Source organism: Rothia sp. ND6WE1A, assembly GCF_001683935.1.
Taxonomy (GTDB): Bacteria; Actinomycetota; Actinomycetes; order Actinomycetales; family Micrococcaceae; genus Rothia; species Rothia amarae.
This window is the reverse complement of the sequence record NZ_LXTU01000073.1, coordinates 1-19,171: the sequence shown is the minus strand read 5'-3', so window position 1 is coordinate 19,171 and position 19,171 is coordinate 1. Positions and strand designations below refer to the sequence as shown.

Below are 19,171 nucleotides of genomic sequence, written 5' to 3'. Positions count from 1 at the left end.
TGAACAACGATCTTTATTCCGCATAAATCATCATCTTTTCGTTTTCACCCAAGGAATAAAGTCGTGCCTTCAAAAAAAATTTCAGAGCAGAACTCTCTTCAAAACGCAGAAGATAACCCCCGTTTTAGTCTCATTCCACCCGGATTTCGCTACCCCAAGTGGCGCTTTATCTTGCCCTTTATCACAGAGACCATATCTGGCACAGCCTTAGTGTTTATGCCAGCGCTGGTCGCTCGCATCATCGAACTTTTCACCATAGGTGATGTGCAGCAAGCCTGGATTGATATCACCGGGTTATGTTTGCTGGTGCTCTTTCTCTCCTTGAACGAAAAGATAGGATGGGGCACCTGCTTTCGCACCATCGTCATGCTCGAACGCGATTGGAAACTGTACGCATGTTCCCTCGTTCCACGTTCTTCTCAAGCGGGTGACCCCGGCGCCATCGTGGCGGTCATCAACAAAGACACCAGAAATGTTGCAAACACATTGCAACCGCTGAATCAGGCATTCTCATCCTTCGCTATCGCATTTTTTGGAACCATCCAACTCTGGCTACTCAGCCCCTTACTCGCGGTCTCTGGTTTAGGCGGAATGATTCTGACGATTGTACTGCTGACCCGCATCTCCAAAATTCTCGAGCAACGTGCTGAGATTTTCCGCGATAAAATCGGAATCAGCACCTCAAAGGCCAGCGATATAGCTACCTCTATTCGTACCATCGTCGGGTTGGGCGCTGGACAAACCATGCTGGGACGCTATCGCACCTCGGCACTTGACGTACGGAAAGCACAGCTCGCCTATGAGAGAGTCCATTCCTGGCAAGGGGCTGCCCGAGTATTCCTCATTGGCTGTACCACCACGGTGACCATTGCTCTCGCCCTCCGGGGACACACCCTGAATGGCGCATGGATAACCAGTATTGATCCTAGTCAGCTGGTGACCGTTTCAGGTGTTCTTGCAATGATGGTGGGTCCCATTTGGGCAGTTGAAATGTTTCTGCTGATTTACCGCGACGCAAAAGTAGCCCACCGCCGCATTGTCGGGTTAGAAAAGCGCTCCGAACCGACGGCATCGTTGGCCTCTCAATCTCACGAACATGCTGGCAGTTCTCAGCCCCTACCAGCGTCCTTCGCTCAGTTGAGATTGAACGCAGAAACGCGACGGGTGGTCTACATTAACCCCCGTTCGGTGGGTCTTACAGCGCAGGAATATGCCGAAACGCTGGTGGAATACTTGCGTGTAAACAGCGACAACCGCGAGGAAATTTTACTCTCCGAGCCCAATCCCATGATATTTGCCGGCACACTCGAAGACCATCTGACGTCGGGCCCACCTGCGTTGACCATCGATGAACGCGAAGAATACTTGAAACTCACCGACTCTTTGGAAATAGCGCACCGCCTCGGTGGCGAAAACCCTACTGACTATTGGTTAGCTGAAATCAGCGCAGAAGGTACAAACCTCTCCGGCGGTCAACGGCAGCGCCTGGCACTTGCTCGCGCCTACGCCCAGAAAAAACCCGTTCTCGTTCTCACCGAGCCGGTTAACTCTGTAGATGAGCCGAGCCAGCAATTCATTTTCAATCAGTTGGAGAAATGCGCTGGGAATCCCGGCGTGTTAGAACACCTTCGAGAGGTCTATATCATCTCCACCACGATGGAAGTAGATCGACGAATAGCCCGCGCAAACCAGAGGCAGGGGGAGTAGAACATGGCTAACCTCTTACCTATTGCTCCGGCAAAGATCACCTGGGGAATGCTCTGGAAATCCATGCGCAAATCTCCTGGGCGTGTCGCGCTTATCGCAGCACTTTTTGTACTGAACTCCGTACTTGCCCTGGTCACCCCCTGGCAAATTGGGCATCTCATCGACGACGCTATAGCCAATAATCTGCATTCTTTCCCATGGACGCCGCTTGCCTTGATTTTTGGTGCTGTGGTGCTCTCTACGGTGTCGGCTCGCTGGTGGGTTTATCAGAGCGAAATCGTTGGGACCCGCATTAATCAAGATCTTGGCATTGATCTCATCGAGTCTTCCCTCAACCTCGATGCCCAGACCATTGAGGACGCCGGTGGCGGGGATCTCGTCTCCCGTATAACAGATGATTTAGACTCTGTGCGTCGCGTCATCACTCAGGCGATTCCAGAACTTGTGGCGGTCACCGTATCCATCTTGGTCATCTGCGCCTCAGTTTTTGTCCTCTCGCCGATGCTTGGGCTCATAACCGTACCGATGATAATCGCCCAAGTATTTTCCTTTTCTTATTTTCTTCCGCGCATTGCAGCAATCGTCACCGTTCGCGCCGAGAAAGTATCATCGCTGACCACTACGGTGACTGAAAACGTTCGAGGTGCTCGCACCTCAGCAGAATTGGGCATCGTTAATGCCCGGCAGAACACCATGAATCGAAAGATTCATGAGCAGTACGAGGTTCAAGACGGGCTCATTCGCCTGCGCTCGAACTTTTGGGCTGTAGATTCCTTCATCGCCTACACACCCCTGATGCTTTCACTCATCTGGGGTTCTTACTGTGTACATCGCGGATGGGCAACCTGGGGGATGGTTTCTACGGCGGCGGTGTTGGTCTTCACCATGAGAGTAAATGCCGATATTTTTGGTTATTGGCTGAGTATCGTTCGCGAAATGACGGTTACTATGGGCCGAATCTCCGGCGTCATCGACCTTGCAGAACAGCACCGGCAACAGCGAAATCTCAAAAAGGTAAGGGCGGGAGAATCCGGGCAGTCTAAAAAAACGCCGTGTGATCAAATCCCAGCCGCTGTGAAGATTGAAAATCTTGAATTTGGGTATCGCCCGGGATCCCCGGTGATGCACCAGATAAACCTTGAGATTCCACGAGGTCAATCGGTAGCTTTCATTGGACGCTCGGGATCGGGTAAAACCACTCTGGCTCGTCTGATTTCAGGTTCGTTGACGGCAACTGACGGGAGCGTATCTGTAATGGGGCAAAGAGTTGGGTTAGGAGATTTTCCCACTGCTCCGGATGCGGCCGGGCGTCCTCAATTACTCATTTGCACTCAAGAAGCGCATCTTTTCTTGGGCACGTTAGCTGAGAATATGTCTGTGGCTAATCCACAGGCTACTCAGGAGCAGATGAAACAGGCATTGGATGAAGTCGGAGCCACATGGTGGCGTGACCTTGAGCAGAGTTTGAATACGGTGGTAGGTATTGGAAATTCCGAGTTGAGCCGTGACCAGATCCAACAGCTATCCTTGGCACGCATTGTGGTAGCGAACCCGCACATCGTGATTCTTGATGAATCCACCACCCAACTAGAGTTGGCGGATGCTCAGGATTCTATCCGTGGAATTCTCGCCGGACGGACCGTCATCATCATTAGTCATGATTCGCGCATCGCTTCGTTGGCAGATCGATTTGTCTACCTCGACGACGGACGTATTGTGCGCGATGAAAAGAAAGTTCAGCCTACAGGGGAGGCACAATGAAAGGAAGCAATACACAGCGTCTCACTTGGGATGACCTGCCCCAGCATGTGCAGGATTGGGTACACGATGTGATGGGCGCATCCGTCATTTCCTCAGCTTCTCAATCCGGAGGATTCAGTCTAGGGACCGCCGATCGTCTGCTTTTTTCTGATGGGCGGCGGGCGTTTCTCAAGGCAGTCAATAGCAAGGAGCAGGAATTTACCGCTAAACTTCATGCCCAAGAAGCGGTGGTGCTTCAGTCGCTTCCCAAGTCTGCACCTGTTGCCGGTTATATTGCCCACCTGAATTGTGATCAGTGGGTAGCCGTACTTATTGAAGATATTGAGGGTCGGCACCCTCGCCTCACAGGGGAGACCTCAGATTATGCAGTCTACGTGGATAGATATTTGCGCCCGTATTTAGAAGGAAACTCTTACAACCACACAGATATCCGGGCAGACAATATTTTGCTAACCCCTGAAAATCAAGCAATTATCGTGGACTGGCCCTGGACATGCATCGGGCATCCCGCAGCCGACTCAGCGGCGCTCGTCGTCGATGTACTGACGCAAAATCCTCACCGAAAAATAAAGAACATGGTGAAGCTCTCACATACACTGCAACAGGCGCCGGCGAACTACCTCGAAGCAAACATAGTGTACGCAGCAGGATTCTATACATGGGCAGCGCAATTCCCACCCAATCAGAACACCCTGAGTACTCTGCCCGGTATTCGATTCTCAAGGGCATTAGCGCTGAATCAATGGGTTCTGCACAATATCTAATACTGGTGCCCGAGGTAACTCCTACGACTCATTCATCAAAAAGTCACCTTCACAATGTTTCTCCAGGTTCGATAAAAGAGACAGAGACCACTACCATGAGAAGAGGAATTACTAAATGAACAAAGGAGTTACTTTGAGTAAGCCATTCCCCTCCGATCTGGAAATCGCTCAGAAAGCAGAGATGGATCCGATCGTTGAGATTGCAGAAAAGACCGGCATTAGCGAAGATCGCCTAGAGCCTTATGGCAAATACGTAGCCAAGGTTTTGCTGGATGAAACTACCAACGCTGAAAACGCCAAGAAAAAGGGCGCAAAGTACATCGTAGTTACCGCGGTAACTCCCACTCCTTTGGGCGAGGGCAAGACCGCTACCTCTGTTTCTCTCGCACAGGGTATGCACAAGATTGGCAAGAACGCTACCTTGACCCTACGCGAACCCGCTTTGGGTCCCGTATTCGGTGTGAAGGGTGGCGCAGCAGGCGGCGGCTACTCCCAGATTGTTCCCATGGAGAAGCTCAACCTTCACCTCACCGGCGACTTCCACGCCATCACCAGTGCACACAACCTCCTTGCAGCGCTGATTGATAACCACCTGCACCACGGTAACGAACTAAACATCGATACCCGCAACATTTCATGGCGCCGCGTCATGGATATGAACGACCGCTCCCTGCGTAACATCATCGTAGGTTTGGGCGAACGCATGGATGGCGTACCCCGCGAAACCGGTTTCGACATCACCCCAGCATCCGAGGTCATGGTCATCGTTTCACTGTCCTCCAGCTTCGAAGACCTGCGCAACCGCCTGGCACGCATCGTCATCGGCTACAACATGAACGGCGACCCCGTAACCGCTAAGGACCTTGGCGCAGACGGCGCAATGGCAATCCTGCTTCAGGACGCCATCAACCCCAACCTGCTCCAGACCCTTGAGCACACCCCTGCCCTGATTCACGCTGGCCCCTTCGGCAACATCGCAACCGGTAACTCCTCGGTTGTAGCTGACTACGTTGGTTTGGAACACTCCGACTATGTGATTACCGAAGCAGGCTTCGGCGCAGACATGGGCGCAGAGCGCTTCTTCAACGTCAAGTGCCGCAAGTCCGGTCTGAAGCCTAACGCTGCAGTTCTGGTTGTCACCGTACGTGCGCTGAAGTCTCACTCCGGCCTCTACAAAATCACCCCCGGCAAGCCCCTTCCAGAAGACATGCTCAAGGAATCACCTTCAGACGTTAAGGCAGGCGCAGCTAACCTCCAGAAGCACATCGAAATCGTTCGTAGCTTCGGTGTTCAGCCGGTTGTTGCTATCAACGCATTCCCCACCGACTTCGACTCAGAACACGACGCCATCCGCGAAATCGCAGAGGAAGCTGGCGCTCGCGTCGCTATCCACCGCGGTGTTGCAGAAGGTGGCGCAGGTGTCACAGAGCTTGCTGAAGCTGTTGTCGAAGCATGTGACGACAAGAGCGACTTGGTCTACACCTACGAAGACTCTGACTCACTGGAAACCAAGATTGAGAAGGTTGCAACCAAGGTTTACGGTGCTGACGGCATCGAGGTTGCTCCCGCAGCGAAGAAGCAGCTCAAGCGCTTCGAAGAGCTCGGCTTTGGCGATCTCCCCGTAGTTATTGCAAAGACCCACCTTTCCATCTCATCCGATCCTTCACTCAAGGGTGCACCCACCGGCTGGACTCTTCCTGTTCGTGAAGTACGTTTGGCTGCTGGCGCAGGATACGTTTACGCCATCTGCGGTACCATGCGTACCATGCCCGGTTTGGCAAAGACCCCTGCAGCAGGTCAGATGGGCTTCGACGAGAACGGCAACATGTACGGTCTCTCCTAAGCCTTTTACGCAACTGAAATAGGTTCGCAAAGATAGAAATAAGGGCTCCCGCTCATTTGAGCGGAAGCCCTTATTTTCTCCGTTTATCTGTGAAGAACTAAAGCGTTTTACCAGCCGCGTTCTTCCCATTCTTCAAGGTTCCCTCGGTCAACACCCAACGTAGTGGCATTACCATGCCCCGGGAGCACAACTGTCGAATCATCGAAACGGTCGAAGATCTTGGTTTTTACATCGTGAAGCAGGTTCTGAAAATCTTCGGGGGAGTTAGTCTTGCCGACGCCGCCAGGAAACAACGAATCACCGGTGAAAATAACGGTGGGGTAAGCTTCGTCTTCATCATCCAAAACAAAGGCAATAGAACCCGGAGTATGTCCAGTCAAATGGATGGTCTGAAGAATCCAGGAATCATAGGTCAGCTCTTCATCTCCGAGTAGGGTACGCTCCACCTCAACTTTCTCCTGCTCAGCAATAGCTCCGGCGTCCATCTGACCCGCCACAGTAGTCGCCGAGTAATGAGAAGAAACATCTTTGAGCGCACGAATATGATCCCAATGCCCGTGGGTTGTCAAAACATCTTTCAACGATTTGGAATGTGTATTAGGAGCATCTTCTTCTGCCGCAGCTCGAACAAACTCCTTAATCTGCTCAAACTGATCTGCGGCGTCAATCAAAACTTGCTCGCCACTCTGCTTAGAGGTCAAAAGATAAACATTATTATCCATATCAGACACAGAAATGGAACGAATCGTATAGCGGGGATGGTCAACAATCAGGTTTCCTGCGGGAGTATTCATAGCTCAATGATAATTGTGCAGATGAACAAACTCCAGAGCACACTAGTACTGCCGACGAGCTGAGAGAACAAATAAGCCAACAGCCGAAAAAACCAACTCAACTGAGCCACTATTTCGTACTAGAATATATCTTCGAAGTGAGCTGTTTGCTCAAGACACTGATTCCCCACAGTCAAAGGACCATGATGGCTAAAGCTCCTGCTCAAACCGGCGTACAGGACCTCACCCACATTCACGTACAAGGCGCTCGCGAGAATAATTTGAAGAATGTGGACCTCACAATTCCTCGTAACGCTATGGTGGTTTTCACCGGACTTTCGGGTTCAGGCAAATCATCTTTGGCTTTTGACACCATTTTTGCTGAAGGACAGCGTCGATACGTTGAGTCGCTCTCATCCTATGCCCGCATGTTTTTGGGGCAGGTAGATAAGCCCGACGTCGACTTCATCGAAGGTCTATCCCCGGCTGTTTCCATCGATCAGAAGTCCACCTCTAAGAACCCTCGTTCTACCGTGGGTACTATTACCGAGATTTACGACTACATGCGCCTGCTATGGTCGCGCATTGGTCGCCCGCACTGCCCTGAATGCGGTGAGGAAATTACGCAGCAAACTCCCCAGCAGATTGTCGATCAGCTCATGAGTTTGCCTGAGCGCACCAAACTGCAGGTGCTCGCTCCCGTTGTATCCGCGCGTAAGGGCGAATTCGTTGATCTGTTTAAAGATCTTGCGTTACAGGGATATTCGCGTGCGCGCGTAGATGGCGAAACCATTCAGCTCTCCGAACCGCCTAGGCTTGAAAAGCAGTATAAGCACACCATCGAGGTGGTAGTAGATCGCCTGGTCATCAAAGAATCTGTACATCAGCGCCTCACCGACTCCATCGAAACCGCTCTGAAACTTGCAGACGGTCGCGTCATGGTGGATTTAGTGGATGAACCTGCAGATTCACCCGAACGCGTTCGGACGTTCAGCGAAAATCTTTCCTGCCCCAATAACCACCCGTTGCAGATTGATGAGATTGAGCCGCGAGCTTTCTCTTTCAACTCACCTTTTGGCGCCTGTTCGGCGTGTGACGGCATAGGCTCCAAGTTGCAGGTCGATGAAGAACTCGTTATTCCTAACGCAGATTTGACACTGGGTGAAGGCGCTATCGCTCCCTGGTCGCAGGGTAAAGCCACTACCGAATACTGGCTACGCCTGCTTAAAGGCTTGGGTAAAGAGGTAGGGTTTGACCTCAACACCCCGTGGAAAGACCTCCCCGCGAGAGCGAAGAAAGCCGTACTCAACGGCAAAGACTTCAAAGTGACGGTTTCTTACAAGAACCGTTTCGGCCGCGAACGCCGCTACACTTCGGGCTTTGAAGGCGTCTACGCCTACATCAAGCGCAAACACGAGGAAACCGAGTCTGACTGGTCGAAGGACCGTTACGAGCAGTACATGCGCAATGTCGCCTGTGAAGCCTGCAACGGCGCTCGTCTCAACCCCACCATTTTGGCTGTGCTAGTGGGTGGAAAATCGATTGCAGACGTTACAGGTATGCCCATGCGCGAGTCCCTCACCTTCATGCGCAAACTCGAACTCAACGATCGTGAAGCAAAGATCGCTGAACTCGTACTGCGCGAAATTGATGCCCGTCTGCAGTTCCTGCTCGACGTCGGACTAGACTACCTCACACTTTCCCGCCCCGCAGCCACACTCTCAGGTGGTGAGGCGCAGCGCATCCGCCTGGCAACACAGATTGGTTCCGGACTGACCGGTGTTCTCTACGTATTAGATGAGCCTTCCATCGGTCTCCACCAGCGCGATAACCGCCGTCTGATTGAAACTCTCGTCAAACTGCGCAACATGGGCAATACCCTCATCGTGGTCGAACACGATGAAGACACTATGAAGGAGTCCGATTGGATCGTGGATGTGGGACCCGGCGCGGGGGAGCACGGCGGGGAAATCGTGCACTCGGGAACCTACCAGGAGCTCTTGAAGAATAAGGATTCGCTCACAGGCGCCTATGTTTCTGGCAAGAAATCTATCGAAGTCCCTGAAAAGCGCAGACCCGTCGATAAGAAGCGCATGATTAAGGTGGTCGGTGCTCGCGAGAACAATCTGCAAAATATCAGTGTAAAATTCCCGCTGGGCGTGCTGACTGCTGTTACCGGTGTTTCTGGTTCCGGCAAATCGACGCTCGTCAACGAAATTCTTTATACGGCGCTGGCGAGCAAGCTCAACGGCGCTAAAAAGGTGCCCGGCCGTCATAAGTCCATCGAAGGAGTTGATCAGCTGGATAAGATTATCCATGTTGATCAGTCACCAATTGGTCGCACTCCGCGGTCAAACCCAGCGACCTATACCGGTGTTTTCGACCATATCCGCAGACTCTTTGCCGAGACTAACGAGGCGAAAATACGCGGCTATCAGCCGGGTCGTTTCAGCTTTAACGTCAAGGGTGGGCGTTGCGAGGCATGCCACGGTGATGGCACGTTGAAGATTGAGATGAACTTCCTCCCTGATGTCTTCGTGCCTTGCGAAGTGTGCCATGGGGCGCGCTATAATCGCGAAACCCTTGAGGTTAAGTACAAGGGTAAGAATATTGCTGAGGTACTTCAGATGCCGGTGGAGGAGGCTGCAGAATTCTTTGCCGCTTTCTCACCGATTGCCCGCCACCTTAATACGCTGGTGGACGTGGGGCTGGGTTATATCCGTTTGGGGCAGCCGGGTACAACGCTCTCAGGCGGCGAAGCCCAGCGTGTAAAACTGGCGTCTGAGCTGCAGAAACGCTCCAATGGACGCTCTATTTATGTGCTGGATGAGCCGACGACCGGTTTGCATTTCGAAGATATCCGCAAACTGCTGAAGGTTCTTCAAGGTCTGGTGGAAAAGGGCAATACAGTTATCACTATCGAGCACAATTTGGATGTCATCAAGAGTGCAGACTGGCTCATCGACATGGGGCCTGAGGGCGGCGACGGTGGCGGTCAGGTGATTGCTGAGGGGACACCTGAGGAACTTGCAAAAGTCGAAGAATCCCACACCGGTTACTTCTTGAAGGAAATCTTCGCAGAACACGCGCATGCTGGAAAATAGACCTCTTATTTTGTGGGATTTAGATGGAACTATTCTCGATGCGAGTCTAGGGATATTGCCTGCGCTGGAAGAGGCTTTTCAAAACAGGGGTTTTGCAGTTCCAGAAGCTCCTGTGCTGCGGCGTTTCATAGGGCCACAGATCTTGGATTCCCTGGCATTGTACACAGATATTCCGGTGGAGTACCATCACGAAATTCTCGGTGAATTTAAGATGGTTACTTATCCACGGCATTATAAGAATGCTCAGCTCTACCCTGGAATGCTGGAGCTGCACACCGAATTGCAAGAGCTAGGCGCATTGCAGGGAATAGCGAGCCAGAAACCTGAGCATTTAGTGATTGATGTACTGAAAAGTTACGGACTGGAACATCTCTTTGACGTCGTGTCAGGTTCTGCCGATGATTTTGGGCAAATCAATAGCCATTTACCCCGCGACAAGCCTGGGATACTTCGCCGCGCACTCTCGATGGCGACTTCAAAGGCAGATGTTTCGTCGTCAGTTATGGTTGGTGATAGAGCGTTTGACGCTGAAGCAGCCGTTTCAGCAAGTATTCCTTTTATTGGGGTGAATTGGGGTTATGCTAGCGAAGGTGAACTAGAGCAGTTCAAGTGTCCTGTGGCCGCTGACGTACAAGAGCTGAGAACTTTACTCCTTACGTTCATCCAGGACATTTGTTCACCCAGCGTTTCCGGCTAGCGCAGAACCAATACAATCCAAGGAATTCTTCGTGCAGACCTACAAGTTGATTCAACAAGCTATCACCGCTGTCTCCAAAGGGATATGCCGAGCGAGGGTAACTGGACTTGAAAACTTCCCGGTAGAAGGTCCGGTCATCGTTGCCTCAAATCACTTGGCTTTCTTAGACTCGGTCATTATCTCTGCTTTGATGCCTCGCCGCGTGGCTTTTTTCGCGAAGGCCGAATACGTTAATTCCCCCGGCTTTAAAGGCAAAGCCATGAAGAAAATCTTTGAGGCGATCGACATCATCCCGGTGAATCGTTCAGATCGCTCAGAGTCCGTCAAAGCATTAGACCAGGCAGTGGAAGTGCTCAACGAAGATAGAGTCTTTGGCATTTATCCTGAGGGTACTCGGTCGTTGGATGGATACCTCTACAAGGGCAAGATTGGGGTGGCATGGTTGGCTCATATGACCGGCGCGCCCGTCGTGCCTATCGGTCTCATCGGCACCGAAAAGCTGCAAAAGCAGGGTTCCAACATGGTGTACCCCCATCGTTTTACGGTGCGGGTGGGCGAGCCAATGTACTTTGAAAAAACCGGTGCGAAAATGACCGGCAAACAGCGCCGTGAAACCACCGATCAGATTATGACTGCCATTGCGCATCTGTCGGGTCAAGCACAAAAAAATGAATACAACATCTCACCATCAGCAGCACGCGATGGCGGAGATTCATAATAACTGAAGCATCTGAGAAGAAAGAGCACTTTTCTTGGCTAAACCTGAAACTTACCGTCCTGCCCCGGGGGAAATTCCTACTGTTCCTGGCGTCTACCGATTCCGTGACGAATTTGGCAGGGTTATTTATGTGGGTAAAGCTAAGAACCTGCGTAACAGGCTGAACTCATATTTTCAGAATGTCCATGCTCTTTCTCCCAAGACCTACGCAATGGTGCACACCGGCGCCTCGGTGGAATGGACAGTGGTCTCCAGCGAGCTGGAATCTTTACAGCTCGAATACACCTGGATCAAGGAATATAAGCCACGATTCAATATCGCCTTTCGCGACGATAAGTCATATCCCTACCTTGCAGTCACCCTCAAGGACCGTTATCCCCGTGCCCAGGTGATGCGTGGTGAGAAAAAGAAGGGTGTCCGTTACTTTGGCCCCTACTCACAGGCATGGGCTATCCGCGAGACACTGGATGCCCTTTTGCGCGTTTTCCCGGTACGCACATGCTCGGCAGGGGTCTTTAATCGGGCAGAGAAATCTGGGCGACCCTGCTTGCTGGGATACATCGATAAGTGCTCAGCACCGTGCGTCGGCAACATTTCGACCGAAGACCACAGAGAGCTGGCTGAGAATTTATGTCGGTTTATGGGGGGTGGCGCAGAAAAATTTATCGCCGAACTCAACGAACAGATGAAGGCAGCTGCCGCAGACTTTGATTTTGAAAAAGCAGCCATTTTACGGGATGACATTGCAGCGCTCACCAAAGCATTTGAGCGTAACGCGGTAGTTCTCTCGGATGCAGTCAACGCCGACTTGTTTGGGTTCGCTGAGGACGATTTAGAAATCGCCATTCAGGTTTTCTTTGTGCGTGAGGGGCGAATTCGCGGGCAACGTGGCTGGATTGTAGAAAAATCTGAGGAAACCGACGACGCCGCCATGGTAGAACGGTTGATTATGGAGGTCTACGGCGAAACGGCTGCTCAAGCCAGTGCCGGAAGTACCGCCCGTGAAATTGAACAAAACCAGCACGATATTCCTAAGCAAATCATCGTTCCTACTCTTCCCTCAAATCAAGAAAAGTTGGAAGAATGGCTGTCCGGCGTCCGCGGGGCGAAATGCGAAATTGTGGTGTCCCAGCGCGGAGAAAAGCATGAGTTGATGAAGACTGTGGAAGAAAACGCCAAGCAGTCCCTTACGCTTCACAAGTCCCGGCGCGCGGGGGATTTGACCACGCGCTCTGCCTCTTTGGTGGAATTGCAAGAGGCACTAGAAATAGAAGAGCCGTTATTACGCATTGAGTGCTACGACATCTCCCATGTGCAAGGTACCAACGTGGTTGCTTCGATGGTTGTTTTTGAGGACGGGCTGCCTAAGAAGAGCGACTATCGAAAGTTCTCGATTACCGGTGAAGCAGCTCGGGACGATACCGCCAGCATGTACGACGTTATTCATCGCCGTTTCAGACGCTTCTTACAAGATCAAAAAAATAGGGCGGGGCACCCTGCACATTCGGGGGAGATTTCTGGTGAACAAGCAGTAGAAAAAGAACCGCAAAAGTTCGCATATCCACCGAATTTGGTGGTGGTTGATGGCGGTAAGCCCCAGGTGAATGCAGCGCAACAAGCCCTTGACGATTTAGGAATTCATGATGTTCATGTGGCCGGTATTGCTAAGCGGCTGGAAGAATTATGGCTAGCAGATGATGACTTCCCGGTGATTATGCCGCGTTCATCAGATGCCCTCTTCTTAATTCAGCGAATCCGTGATGAGGCGCACCGCTTTGCAATTACCTTCCATCGCACTAAGCGTGGTAAGGCGATGGTTAAGTCTGCGCTAGACGGCGTCGATGGACTTGGGCCTGCCAAACGGGAAGCGCTCATTAAACACTTTGGTTCGCTCAAACAGCTTGCGCAAGCAACTTCCGAGCAGCTTCAAGAAGTGAAGGGAGTTGGGCCTTCCATGGCAGATAAGATTTTGGAGCACTTTGGCGCGCAAACGGATCCTACTGCTGGAACGCTTGAGCTGGATGGGACGGGTGAGACAAGTGAAATACCCGAAGGTGGTTTCAACCCTGTCACCGGTGAATTACTGGAATCGTAGGTAACAGCGTTTTTCGCTTCCTGGGTATTTTAATGGCGCAAAAAATTATTGCAGACTACCCTAGAATTAGTTGAGTTTTTAAAGGGGAGGGAGTATTTCACGATGCCTGAGGAGCAAAGCCTGCAGACCGATTTTAGCAAGCGACCTGAAATATTGGTGATTACCGGTATTTCGGGGGCGGGGCGTAGTACCGCCGCGAACACCTTAGAAGATGAGGGGTGGTACGTCGTCGATAACATTCCACCTCAGATGCTTGAGGCTTTAGCGGATCTGGTTACTCGTGCACCGGATTCTATGCCCAAGCTGGCTGTTGGTATTGATATTCGGTCCCGCGCCCTGTTCAATGACTTGCCCGCGGCAATTGATACTTTGCGTAAATCTGATGTTGAGTTCTCCATGCTTTTCATGGATGCAAAAGATAAAGATATTATCGCCCGTTATGAAGCACAGCGCCGTCCGCATCCTCTGCAGGGCGAGGGTCGCGTTTTGGATGGTATTGTGCGTGAGCGCAAACTGTTTTCAGAGCTTAAAGAAGCAGCTGACTCGGTGATTGATACTTCGGATATGAACGTGCATCAATTGGCCAAAACTATCCGGGAAATGTACTCGCAAAAGGGCCCCAAGCTCCTCAACCTCACTCTCATGAGTTTTGGATTCAAATATGGCGCACCTTCGGATGCCAACATGATGGTAGATATGCGTTTTATCCCTAATCCTCACTGGGTTCCCGAACTCCGTGCTCTGACTGGCAAGGATGCCGGTGTACGGGATTTCGTCTTCCAGAATCCGGGTACTTTGGAGTTTGTGGAGAACTATTTGCAGGCTCTCAGGCCCGTTATCACTGGGTACCGGCATGAGGGTAAGCACTATGCAACTATTGCTATTGGGTGCACCGGTGGTAAACATCGTTCTGTGGCTGTGACCGAAGAGCTCGCTCGGCGTCTGAGCGAAAATCCCGAGGTCCACGTGAACATTCAGCACCGTGATATCGGTAGGGAATAAGGAAAGAGTATGAATATTTCTCCTTCAAGTCCTGAACCCGGTGACATCGTGCGCACCCCTGAATTTGAAGTTCCAGCGCATCTCACACCGCGCGTCTGTGCTTTGGGCGGTGGGCATGGGCTGTATGGTTCTTTGTCCGCTCTGAAACACGTCACTACAGATTTGACGGCAGTGGTTACGGTTGCGGACGACGGTGGCTCATCTGGTCGGCTCCGCCAAGAATTCGGGGTGGTTCCTCCGGGAGATTTGCGCATGGCGCTCTCTGCTTTGTGCGACGATTCTAATTGGGGCAGAACATGGCGAGATGTCATGCAGCACCGGTTTACTTCAGATGCCCCAGATGCCGAAGGCGCTCTGAATCAACATGCCCTGGGGAATCTCTTGATTGTGACTCTGTGGCAATTGCTGGGAAACACCGTGGCTGGTCTTGATTGGGCGGGGGCTCTTTTGCATGCGCGCGGTCGAGTGCTCCCCATGTCTTGCACCCCGTTGGTCATTGAGGCGCAGAGTCGTACGCTCAATGCTCAAGGCGTTGAGACACGTGAACATATTGTCGGGCAGGTGAATGTTGCTCAAGCAACGGAAGTTTCTCATGTGACCCTTACTCCTGCGGACGCGGAAGCATGCCCGGAAGCAGTTCAGTCCATTCTGGATGCCGATTGGGTGATTTTGGGACCAGGCTCGTGGTATACCTCGGTTTTACCTCATTTGTTGTTGCCCGGTATCCGGGAGGCTCTGCTAAAGACTTCTGCCCAAATCTGTTTGGTCATGAATCTGGAGTTGGAAGACAAAGAAACAATGGGTCTTTCTGCTGCTGAGCATCTACAAATTTTGCGAAACTACGCTCCTGAATTTAGGCTTAACGCGGTCATTGCCGACAGCGATGGCATGGGCGAGCCCACCGAGCTTGAAGAAATCGCAGCTCAAATGGGCGCAGAAGTTTCGTGGGTTTCCGTGAGAAGCTCTCAGGATCGGAATGTTCATGATGCGCTGAGATTGGGAGCGGCGTACCAAGATCTATTTAGACGGCATATTTAAATAACGCACCTAGTCAACTCCCTGTACACTCGCTATAGCAACAAAAATGCTGTGTACTTTCGGCACGGCTTGGTAATTGGAGGCACTTCCGTATGGCCCTGACGGCTTCGGTTAAAGAAGAATTGGCTCGCTTTGAGACGACGAAATCGTCGGTTCGCAAAGCGGAGGTTTCCACGATTCTGCGTTTTACCAGTGGTCTGCACTTGGTATCGGGTCGTATTGTAATCGAATCTGAGGTGGATATAGAAGCCACCGCTCTACGCCTGCAATACAACATCGCTGAATTGTATGGACATGAATCCGAGATAACTTCTGTCTCTGGCGGCGGTCTGCGCCGCGGTGGTCGCTATATTTTGCGGGTTAATAATGGGGGAGAGGCATTAGCTCGGCAGACAGGACTGTTGGACGGACGGGGTCGCCCGGTTCGGGGACTACCTCCTGCAGTGGTCAATGGTTCGGTAGCTGATTCGGAGGCGGTCATGCGCGGTGCATTCTTAGCGCACGGTTCGCTCACCGAACCGGGGCGTTCTTCTGCGCTTGAATTTACGTGCCCCGGTTCAGAAGCTGCTCTTGCCTTGGTGGGTGCGGCTCGACGTCTGGATGTCATCGCAAAGGCGCGCGAAGTGCGCGGCGTAGACCGAGTGGTTGTACGAGATGGCGAAACCATTAGCGCACTTCTGGAACGAATGGGCGCTACCGAAACTCTGAATAATTGGCAGGAGAAGCGTGCTCGTAAAGAAGTGAGAGCGACTGCGAACCGCCTCGCAAATTTTGATGATGCCAACCTGCGCCGGTCTGCGCAGGCGGCAGTGGCTGCGGGCGCGCGAGTCGAAAGAGCACTTGAAATTTTGGGAGATCGGGTACCTGAGCATCTTCGGTATGCTGGACAACTGAGGGTTGCACATAAACAGGCCTCGCTGGATGAGTTGGGTCGTTTGGCTGATCCGCCGATGACGAAGGACGCTATTGCTGGGCGGATTCGCAGACTTTTGGCTATGGCGGACAAACGAGCGCAAGAAAACGGTTTACCCGGTACATCTAACGGGTCGGATTTTTACCTATAAGATTGCCTTCAAATAAGGGATGAGCAAAAAAGCTCATCCCTTATTGCTTTTAAGGGGCAAACGCAGATTGTGCACATGCAACCCCGCAAAACAACTCAAAACAACGTGATTTATCAACAATTGAGGACTTTTTAGGCATTTTGAATATGTATTTACCAATAAAAAACACAAATTCACACCCAAACTCACATAAACAGTGTAAAATTATGGATGAAAGAGAAGAGGAGAACATTCTCCTGAAGGAGCATTTCTTCGTTTCTCTTATAACAGTTCACTGATACTAAGGAGATTGATAACAGTGACTACTCGCGTAGCTATTAATGGTTTTGGACGCATCGGTCGTAACTTCCTTCGCGCAGCAAAGGAACACGGCGAAGGTTTTGAGATTGTTGCTATCAACGACCTCACCGATGTTAAGACTCTTGCTCACCTTCTGAAGTATGACTCCATCATGGGTCGCTTTAACGGTGAAGTAGAGGTTACTGAAAACGGTATCTCCGTAGACGGCAAGGAAATCAAGGTTCTGGCTGAGCGTAACCCCGCTGACCTACCCTGGAAGGACCTTGGGGTTGACATCGTTCTCGAATCCACCGGTTTCTTCACCGATGGTGAGAAGGCAAAGGCTCACATCGAAGCTGGCGCTAAGAAGGTTATCCTTTCTGCACCCGGCAAGAACATTGACGGCACCTTCGTCATGGGCGTCAACGATTCTGACTACGATTCAGAGTCAATGCACATCGTTTCTAACGCTTCTTGCACTACCAACTGCCTGGCTCCCATGGCAAAGGTTCTGAACGACAAGTTCGGTATCAAGAAGGGGCTCATGACCACCATCCACGCTTACACCGCTGATCAGCGTTTGCAGGATGCTCCTCACTCAGATCTTCGCCGCGCACGCGCAGCAGCTCTTAACATGGTTCCCACCTCAACCGGCGCAGCAGCTGCTGTTGGCTTGGTTCTTCCTGAACTCAAGGGTAAGCTAGACGGCTTCGCTGTTCGGGTTCCCACCCCCACCGGATCCATCACCGACCTCACTTTCGAGACCGAGAAGGATGTCACCGCTGAGGAAATCAACGCTGCAATGAAGGAAGCCGCTGAAGGTGACTTCAAGGGAATCATCAAGTACAACGAAGACCCCATCGTGTCTAAGGACATCGAAGGTGAAGCTATCTCCACCGTATTCGACGCTCCTCTGACCAAGGTTATTGGTAACCAGGTCAAGGTTATCGCTTGGTACGACAACGAATATGGCTACACTTCACGTCTTGTAATGTTCACCAACAAGGTTGTTTCAGCACTCTAATCTCTTAGAGTTGTTCTGTAAGCACTCATAGCTCATCAATATTGGAGTTGAACACCATGGCAAAATCTGTTGAAGATCTTCTTGCTGAAGGTGTATCTGGTCGTCACGTTCTGGTCCGCTCGGACTTGAACGTGCCTCTGGATGGCACCACCGTTACCGATGATGGCCGCGTCAAGGCATCACTTCCGGTTCTTACTAAGCTCGCTCAGGCTGGCGCTAAGGTGATCGTTATGGCTCACCTCGGTCGCCCCAAGGGCAAGGTTGATCCTCAGTTCAGCATTGCTCCTGCGGCTACCCGCCTGTCAGAACTTGCTGATTTCAGCGTCATCGTTGCTGAAGATGTAGTAGGTCAGGACGCTCAGTCCAAGGCTGAATCATTGCAGGACGGCGAAGTTCTCGTGCTAGAGAACGTTCGTTTCGATGCGCGCGAAACTTCTAAGGACGACGCTGAGCGCGGAGAATTCGCAGATGAGTTAGTAAAGCTCACCGGTGAAAACGGTGCTTATGTTGATGATGCTTTTGGTGCTGTGCACCGCAAACACGCATCGGTGTACGATGTCGCCAAGCGTTTGCCGTCTTACCTGGGCGACCTGGTCAAGACCGAAGTTGATGTCTTGGCGAAGACACTGAACAATCCTGAGCGTCCGTTCGTGGTAATCATGGGTGGCGCTAAGGTATCGGATAAGCTTGCGGTCATCGACAACTTGATTGGTAAAGCTGACACCATCCTGATTGGCGGCGGTATGGGTTACACCTTCGCTGCTGCGCAGGGTTACAAGGTAGGTAAGTCGATTCTTGAATCGGATCAGATTTCTACTGTGAAGCGTTACATTGAAGAAGCGCAATCAAAGGGCACCGAACTGGTGACTGCAGTTGATGTTGTTTGCGGCGATGACTTCTCCAATGATGCCAAGTTCGAAACCCGTCCCATTGACGATATGGAAGGTGGAGAGCTGGGCGCAGACGCTGACGGCCTGGATATTGGTCCTGAGACTCGTAAGCTCTTTGCAGAGAAAATTAAGTCTGCAAAGACTATCTTCTGGAATGGTCCTGTAGGCGTAGCGGAGTTTGAAAACACTGCTCACGGTACCAAGGCAGTCGCTGAAGCTATCGTGCATTCAGATGCTTTCTCCATCATTGGTGGAGGCGATTCAGCAGCCGCTGTTCGCAAGCTTGGTTACACCGACGATCAGTTTGGTCATATCTCAACCGGCGGCGGTGCTTCCCTCGAATACATTGAGGGTAAGACCCTTCCTGGTTTGGACGCATTAGGAGCCTAAAGCTCTTGAATATGGCGGGGTG

General features: G+C 51.6%; 14 protein-coding genes. 13 read left to right on the top strand and 1 reads right to left on the bottom strand.

What is annotated here, in order from left to right; all coding sequences use genetic code 11:
- Window positions 1-63 precede the first annotated feature (63 nt).
- From A7E48_RS09960 to A7E48_RS09945, 4 genes are all read left to right on the top strand, one after another.
- A complete protein-coding gene (locus tag A7E48_RS09960) occupies window positions 64-1,707 on the top strand; it encodes an ABC transporter ATP-binding protein (RefSeq protein ID WP_068172970.1) in 1,644 nt (547 codons plus the stop codon).
- 3 nt (window positions 1,708-1,710) lie between these two features.
- Window positions 1,711-3,468 (top strand): ABC transporter ATP-binding protein, encoded by a 1,758-nt coding sequence (locus A7E48_RS09955; protein WP_068172969.1) that lies wholly within the window; start codon window positions 1,711-1,713, stop codon window positions 3,466-3,468.
- Window positions 3,465-4,232: a phosphotransferase gene (locus A7E48_RS09950; protein WP_068172968.1), complete on the top strand. Its 768-nt coding sequence runs from the start codon at window positions 3,465-3,467 to the stop codon at window positions 4,230-4,232. The genes A7E48_RS09955 and A7E48_RS09950 overlap by 4 nt, the downstream gene beginning before the upstream one ends.
- Window positions 4,233-4,347: 115 nt before the next feature.
- A complete protein-coding gene (locus A7E48_RS09945) occupies window positions 4,348-6,075 on the top strand; it encodes a formate--tetrahydrofolate ligase (RefSeq protein WP_068172967.1) in 1,728 nt (575 codons plus the stop codon).
- Between the two features lie 107 nt (window positions 6,076-6,182).
- On the opposite strand, the gene A7E48_RS09940 is transcribed toward A7E48_RS09945, so the two are convergent.
- Window positions 6,183-6,869, bottom strand: a complete 687-nt coding sequence (locus A7E48_RS09940) for an MBL fold metallo-hydrolase (protein ID WP_068172954.1) — start codon at window positions 6,867-6,869, stop codon at window positions 6,183-6,185.
- Window positions 6,870-7,054: 185 nt separating this feature from the next.
- On the opposite strand from A7E48_RS09940, the gene uvrA reads away from it, so the two are divergent.
- The 9 genes from uvrA to pgk all read left to right on the top strand — a co-directional run bounded on the left by uvrA (window position 7,055) and on the right by pgk (window position 19,149).
- A complete protein-coding gene (gene uvrA / locus A7E48_RS09935) occupies window positions 7,055-9,952 on the top strand; it encodes an excinuclease ABC subunit UvrA (protein WP_233126070.1) in 2,898 nt (965 codons plus the stop codon).
- Complete coding sequence (locus A7E48_RS09930; RefSeq protein ID WP_068172949.1) at window positions 9,939-10,649, top strand: HAD family hydrolase; 711 nt, start codon at window positions 9,939-9,941, stop codon at window positions 10,647-10,649. Before uvrA ends, A7E48_RS09930 begins: the two co-directional genes overlap by 14 nt.
- 31 nt (window positions 10,650-10,680) lie before the next feature.
- Window positions 10,681-11,367 carry a 1-acyl-sn-glycerol-3-phosphate acyltransferase gene (locus tag A7E48_RS09925; protein ID WP_068172946.1) on the top strand — a complete coding sequence of 229 codons (687 nt, stop codon included), beginning with the start codon at window positions 10,681-10,683 and terminating at the stop codon, window positions 11,365-11,367.
- Window positions 11,368-11,401: 34 nt separating this feature from the next.
- Window positions 11,402-13,462: an excinuclease ABC subunit UvrC gene (uvrC, locus tag A7E48_RS09920; RefSeq protein ID WP_068172943.1), complete on the top strand. Its 2,061-nt coding sequence runs from the start codon at window positions 11,402-11,404 to the stop codon at window positions 13,460-13,462.
- Window positions 13,463-13,564: 102 nt separating this feature from the next.
- The gene (gene rapZ, locus A7E48_RS09915; RefSeq protein WP_068172941.1) at window positions 13,565-14,464 is read left to right on the top strand and encodes an RNase adapter RapZ; all 900 of its coding nucleotides are present in this window, start codon (window positions 13,565-13,567) and stop codon (window positions 14,462-14,464) included.
- Between the two features lie 9 nt (window positions 14,465-14,473).
- Window positions 14,474-15,502: a gluconeogenesis factor YvcK family protein gene (gene yvcK / locus A7E48_RS09910; RefSeq protein ID WP_083147362.1), complete on the top strand. Its 1,029-nt coding sequence runs from the start codon at window positions 14,474-14,476 to the stop codon at window positions 15,500-15,502.
- A gap of 92 nt (window positions 15,503-15,594) precedes the next feature.
- The gene (gene whiA, locus A7E48_RS09905) at window positions 15,595-16,566 is read left to right on the top strand and encodes a DNA-binding protein WhiA (RefSeq protein ID WP_068172939.1); all 972 of its coding nucleotides are present in this window, start codon (window positions 15,595-15,597) and stop codon (window positions 16,564-16,566) included.
- Between the two features lie 298 nt (window positions 16,567-16,864).
- Window positions 16,865-17,869 carry a type I glyceraldehyde-3-phosphate dehydrogenase gene (gene gap, locus A7E48_RS09900; RefSeq protein ID WP_068172937.1) on the top strand — a complete coding sequence of 335 codons (1,005 nt, stop codon included), beginning with the start codon at window positions 16,865-16,867 and terminating at the stop codon, window positions 17,867-17,869.
- Window positions 17,870-17,925: 56 nt separating this feature from the next.
- Window positions 17,926-19,149, top strand: coding sequence for a phosphoglycerate kinase (pgk, locus tag A7E48_RS09895; protein ID WP_068172934.1), 1,224 nt, complete (start codon window positions 17,926-17,928; stop codon window positions 19,147-19,149).
- Window positions 19,150-19,171: the final 22 nt, after the last annotated feature.